This is a genomic window from Mesorhizobium sp. M0618 (assembly GCF_040320765.1).
Classification (GTDB): Bacteria; Pseudomonadota; Alphaproteobacteria; order Rhizobiales; family Rhizobiaceae; genus Mesorhizobium.
This window is the reverse complement of record NZ_JAMYQH010000068.1, coordinates 1-5,119: the sequence shown is the minus strand read 5'-3', so window position 1 is coordinate 5,119 and position 5,119 is coordinate 1. Positions and strand designations below refer to the sequence as shown.

Here is a 5,119-nt window from a genome sequence, read left to right as displayed (position 1 = left end):
GCGCCTGTCTGGCTTTCAAAGATGCGTTTCAGAATGCGATCCGAAAAATATCGCACCTTCCTCAATTTTAATGGTGGCAGACCTTTGATGAGAACAATCTCGTAGTCGTCATCGAGCAGCCGAACCTGTTCGGGACGCAATAGCGGTGCACCTTGATGTGAATTCTGAATGGTCCAGTCGAACGTTCGCGCCTGGCTGTGGGAAATCGATTTGGCTTCAAACGTGTATTCACCGATGGCCTTGGAAATGTAGTTCGGAGTCTCGTCATCAGCCGTGGCCATGAACACTTGCAGTCCGGTATTGCTGAGAAAATTCTGCTTGCCAGCCTCTCCATAAGCCCCCGTCAGTGCCGAAAGGCTTTGGATGATGAGCATGAAACGCCCCTTGTAGCCCGCGATAGTCGTGATTGCGGTCTCGATCGCTTCCAGCTTACCCAAGTGCTTGAACTCGTCGAGCAGGAAGAGAACCTCGTGCTTTTCATCCCGGCGGGCCAGCGACCGCTGCAGAATTGAAACGATTTGCTGAAAAAACAAGCGTATCAGAGGCGCGATCACCTCAAGGTCGTTCGGACCAACGCAAAGATAGATGCACGTTCTGCGACGGCGAAGATCATAGACCGAAAAGTCCGAGCGACTTGTGGCCGCCTTTACAGCGGGATCCGCCCACAGGTTGAGCCCGCCATCGCCGAGCACGGAAGTGTAGGAGGTTAGGATTTTCGTATCGTTCCCCGCCATGTCGTCGAAGATGCGTTGTGCCTCTTTGTTCTGGGTCTCCATGGCGAGTCGCGCGAAGAGCTTAAACTTCTCCCCCGGCTGGGCGAAGAGGTCATAGACGGCGCCGATTGTTGGCGTGCCCCGCTCGATGCAGGCAAGGATTCCCGCGACAAAGATATCTCGCGCGCCGCTGACGAAACCTTCCGCGCCCTCCCCCTTGGCCGTAATCAGGTTTGCGGCCAAGCGGCGGGCTTCGGTGAATTGCTGCTGTGGAGGCAACGCTATAAGATCCAACAGCGGATTGTAGCAGTTTGTGCGCCGCTCCGAATCCAGCGGCGCGAATTTAAACACGTCGTCACCTGCGGCTTTGCGCGCCCTCGAGGTGAGCTCAAAGAGCTCCCCCTTGACGTCCAGAGCTATCACCGAGCCTTTGAATGTAAGTAGCGTTGGAATGACTATGCCGACGCCCTTGCCAGCGCGGGTCGGTGCAACGATGAGGCTGTGAGGCTGCTCGCCATTGGTCAGGTAGTAGCCAGGCCAGAAAGGGCCACTTGTCTTCCCAAACACCGGCCCTGTCACGCCACGGTATCGTCGCAGATATCCCGTGCGTCGCATTTCATCCACTCGAGCCCAACGAGCCGTCCCGTGGTGTTCGAGCTTGCGGCGCAATACGATCTGCTGAATCAGCAAGACGACCGCGGACGTCGAGAGCACGATAGCCGCGCCCCGATAGAAAACGGGGGTTGCGAAACCCAAATAGAAGGGCGTCTCAAACCAAAAGGCACGGACATCAAACGCCATCAGAGCCTCGCCGCTGCCGCCGTGGCGGAAGGTTGCGTAAAGACTTGCCGCACAGAAGCCCACGGCGAGTGAGCACGCGATGCTAATGGCTATGTTGGGGGGCGTCGTTTTTGTTGAAAGCATTGTTCCATTGCCGGATTAGCCGTAGCTAATGCTGCGCGTGCTTCAGAGACCGAACCGGCGTCGCGCGATGTCGCCGCTCGACAGATCGATGCCGCAGCGGGTGGTGCGATGCTTGCAGCGCATCACCCGGCAGACGTGGTTTTTGAAAGTTACACTAAGCAGGTACGTCAACGGCCAGCGAATTGGAAACGGCAAGGCCGTAAACGGAATTCGGGAGAGAAAGCGTCACTGTACCATGGCCGAGACCTCAACGGCCGGAGCGATCTCTGCTTCTGGTGGCCTCCATTAGGTCCTCTCGGGCGTGATTGAAGGCGTGGTTTATGGACCGCCCGATTTGAGCACCCCGCTGCAGCTGTTCATACGAGGTTTGCGGGCCTACTGTATCACGGACTGCAGCCTCAATACCTGCTATGTGGCCGTCCAGATTCGCACTCCGTTCCTCTGCTGCATGCTGCGGCGGCGGCATGTGCGGCAAGATGTCTTGCATGCCGGGAAAAACTGAGTGAGCTTGGGCCTGTTGGTTTGCGTCTAACTGTTGATACATGTTGAGAATAGCATTGGATGCCATCATCCTGACATTGCCATCCGGATCAGAAGAAGCCAATCCAATGGCCTGATCAAGAATGCGAGATTTGTTTTCGTCAGTAAACTTACTGAAGTGTGGCGCAACGTAATAAGCTCCGAGAGCTTGCGACGGCGGATCCATGTTGCCAATGCGATTAACAATAGCATCTTGCAGCCCTGGCGTTAGGTAATCGCCTAGATTACTGGCCGCTCCGACTTTCTGCAATGCTATGTCATCCGTGCTGTACCCCAATTCGGCTGTTAATGTCGCGGCCAGATCGATGGCTGATCGTCCAAGACGATTGGTCCGCCTTTCAAATCTCGCGAGGTCAGTTTCTGGCCCGGGTTGAGTGCCCCGAACGGCTGTTCGCTCGTGCGTCCCGAGGCCTTTGAAGCCCCCAAGATTTCGCGCTGTATCGCGCGGGTTAGCGGTTACCAGCCGTTCTGCAACATCGCTCAATGGCCCCTCTGGAACGTCACGGAGGCTACTGCTCCCCACGCCTTGAGATGATCTTGCAGCTGCACGTGCCCGTTTGTTATCGCGATCCATTGCTCGCCTCCAAAGTAGTTATTCTACCCAATGAGGTTACCACCAAAGCTTGACCTGCTAAACCGATATGATGTTACAGTTGTAGTATGGCAAAGGGTTCCCAGCTCTGTGGGTCTGCCAAGTGCCCGTCCAAGCCGAAGAAAATACGATGAAGCTGGCATCAAATGCGATGTGAACTGCCCCGGGCATTCCGGTGGCCGTTTCGTTTGAGTCACGCGGCTATGGCTGGTTCATCCAACATGCCGTAGTAGCGTTCCTCGGCTTCGGCCGGCGGGATGTTGCCGATGGGCTCCAGCAGCCAGCGATTGTTGAAGCAGTCGACCCATTCGAGCGTGGCGAACTCGACGGCCTCGAATGAGCGCCAGGGTCCGCGTCGATGGATCACCTCGGCCTTGTAAAGACCGTTGATCGTTTCCGCGAGAGCATTATCGAAAGAGTCGCCGACACTGCCCACTGCGGGTTCGACGCCGGCCTCCGCAAGCGCTCGGTGTATTGAATGCCGAACCCTAGAGAATCAGCCCTCAGAGCCTTTGGTAATAGACCGACCCCTCGCACCTGTTTGGGCTGGGTGTACAAGTCAGGTTTTCATCAGGTTGGACGAGTATGTCTGGCAGCCAGAGCGCGACCACTTCCGTGCCCGCCCGCTCGTCTGGCAGACACACAAAGGAGAAAGACATGCCGTCAGCTACAAGCAGCGCCATCGTTTCCTGCCGCAGATCATCGCCCATCCGGTCTGGCCCTCCTTCAGGTCCCCTTGGCCTGTGTCTCGTCGAGGAAATGGCCCGGGAGCGGGATCGTGGTTTCGTATGAGACAATCCGCCGGTGCGGCAACAAATGCGGTCCGCATACGGAGCCATTACGTCGCGGCACTTGATATTGCAGTGCAGCAAAGGTAGAGGGCCGCCCCTTATCGGAGTGTCGTCCATGGTCCTTACCAATACTGGTAGCGAGGCAGAACCCGTCGAACAGTCGAGCCATCCGGCAATCGAACAGCAAAGCCCCGAGGTGCTGATGCTAGGCGCGCTCGGCGTTGTCTATGGCGATATTGGCACCAGCCCGATCTACGCGTTCCGTGAGGCGCTGGTGGCGTCGTCGGGCGGCAATGTCGCCGAGCGCGGCGATATCCTCGGCGTTTTGTCATTGATCATCTGGTCGCTGACGATCATCGTCACCATCAAGTACATCATGTTCGTGCTGCGCGCCGATAACGGCGGCGAGGGCGGCGTGCTGTCGCTGATGGCGCTGGCGCGCGGCAGTTTCCCCAAGCGCTCGGCGCTGATGCTCGGCATCGGCATCGTCGGGGCATCGCTTTTCTTCGGTGATGCCGTCATCACACCGGCGATATCGGTGCTGTCGGCGGTTGAGGGCATGAATGTCGTCACGCCGACCTTCCAGCCCTATGTCGTGCCGCTGACACTGGTCATTCTTACCATGGTGTTTGCGGTGCAGCGCTTCGGCACGGGCGGGGTAGGATTGGTGTTCGGCCCGGTGACGGCGGTGTGGTTCCTGGCAATTGGCCTTTCCGGGCTCAACCACATCATCGCCGATCCGGAAATCCTGTGGGCGGTGAGCCCGCACTACATCGTCGCGTTTCTGATCAATTCGCCCGACGTCGCTTTCGTGACCATCGGCGCCATCTTCCTCGCCGTCACCGGCGCCGAAGCACTCTATGCCGATCTCGGCCATTTCGGCCGCAAGCCGATCGTGCTGGCCTGGCTGGCGATCGTGTTTCCCTGCCTGCTGCTCAATTATGCCGGGCAAGGCGCCTTCGTGCTGGCCAAGAATGGCGTCGTCGGCCATCCATTCTTCGAGATGAACGAAGGCTGGACGCTGATCCCGATGGTCGTGCTGGCGACGGCCGCGACTGTCATCGCCAGCCAGGCGGTCATCTCCGGCGCCTTCTCGCTGACCCGGCAGGCGGTGCAGCTCAATATGCTGCCGCGCCTGGAAATCCTGCACACCTCGGAGAAGCAGTCGGGCCAGATCTACATGCCGCGCGTCAATCTGTTGCTGGCGCTGGCGGTGATGCTGCTGGTCGTCGGTTTCGGCGAATCGAGCAAGCTCGCCTCCGCCTATGGCATCTCGGTGACCGGCAACATGCTGGTGACGACGGTGCTGCTGTTCGTCGTCATGACCCGGATCTGGAAATGGCGGCTGTGGGTGGCGGTCGCCATGACGGCGCTGTTCGGCTTCATCGATGTCGGCTTTTTTGCCTCCAACATCGTCAAAGTGTTCGAGGGTGGCTGGGCTTCGCTGGCGGTGGCCTTCACCATTGTGCTGGCTATGTGGACCTGGGTGCGCGGCAGCCGCTATCTGTTCGACAAGACCCGCCGCAACGAAATCCCGCTCGATTTCCTCGCCGGCAATC

At 58.3% G+C, this 5,119-nt stretch carries 3 protein-coding genes and 1 pseudogene; 1 reads left to right on the top strand and 3 read right to left on the bottom strand.

All coding sequences use genetic code 11. The features are described 5' to 3' along the window. The 3 genes and pseudogenes from virD4 to NKJ04_RS33450 all read right to left on the bottom strand — a co-directional run. Positions 1-1,637 (bottom strand): type IV secretion system ATPase VirD4 (gene virD4, locus NKJ04_RS33460; protein WP_352679874.1); only part of this gene is annotated, 1,637 nt, incomplete at its 3' end. Positions 1,638-1,884: 247 nt separating this feature from the next. Next, entirely contained in the window at positions 1,885-2,661 is a 777-nt protein-coding gene (locus tag NKJ04_RS33455; protein WP_245260339.1) for a hypothetical protein, read from the bottom strand. Positions 2,662-2,962: 301 nt separating this feature from the next. Further along, positions 2,963-3,232: pseudogene (locus NKJ04_RS33450) on the bottom strand (integrase core domain-containing protein); the annotation flags it as partial. A 443-nt stretch (positions 3,233-3,675) separates the two neighbouring features. Here NKJ04_RS33450 and NKJ04_RS33445 point away from each other — a divergent pair. Beyond that, a partial coding sequence (locus NKJ04_RS33445) for a potassium transporter Kup (RefSeq protein WP_352680101.1) occupies positions 3,676-5,119 on the top strand: 1,444 nt, incomplete at its 3' end.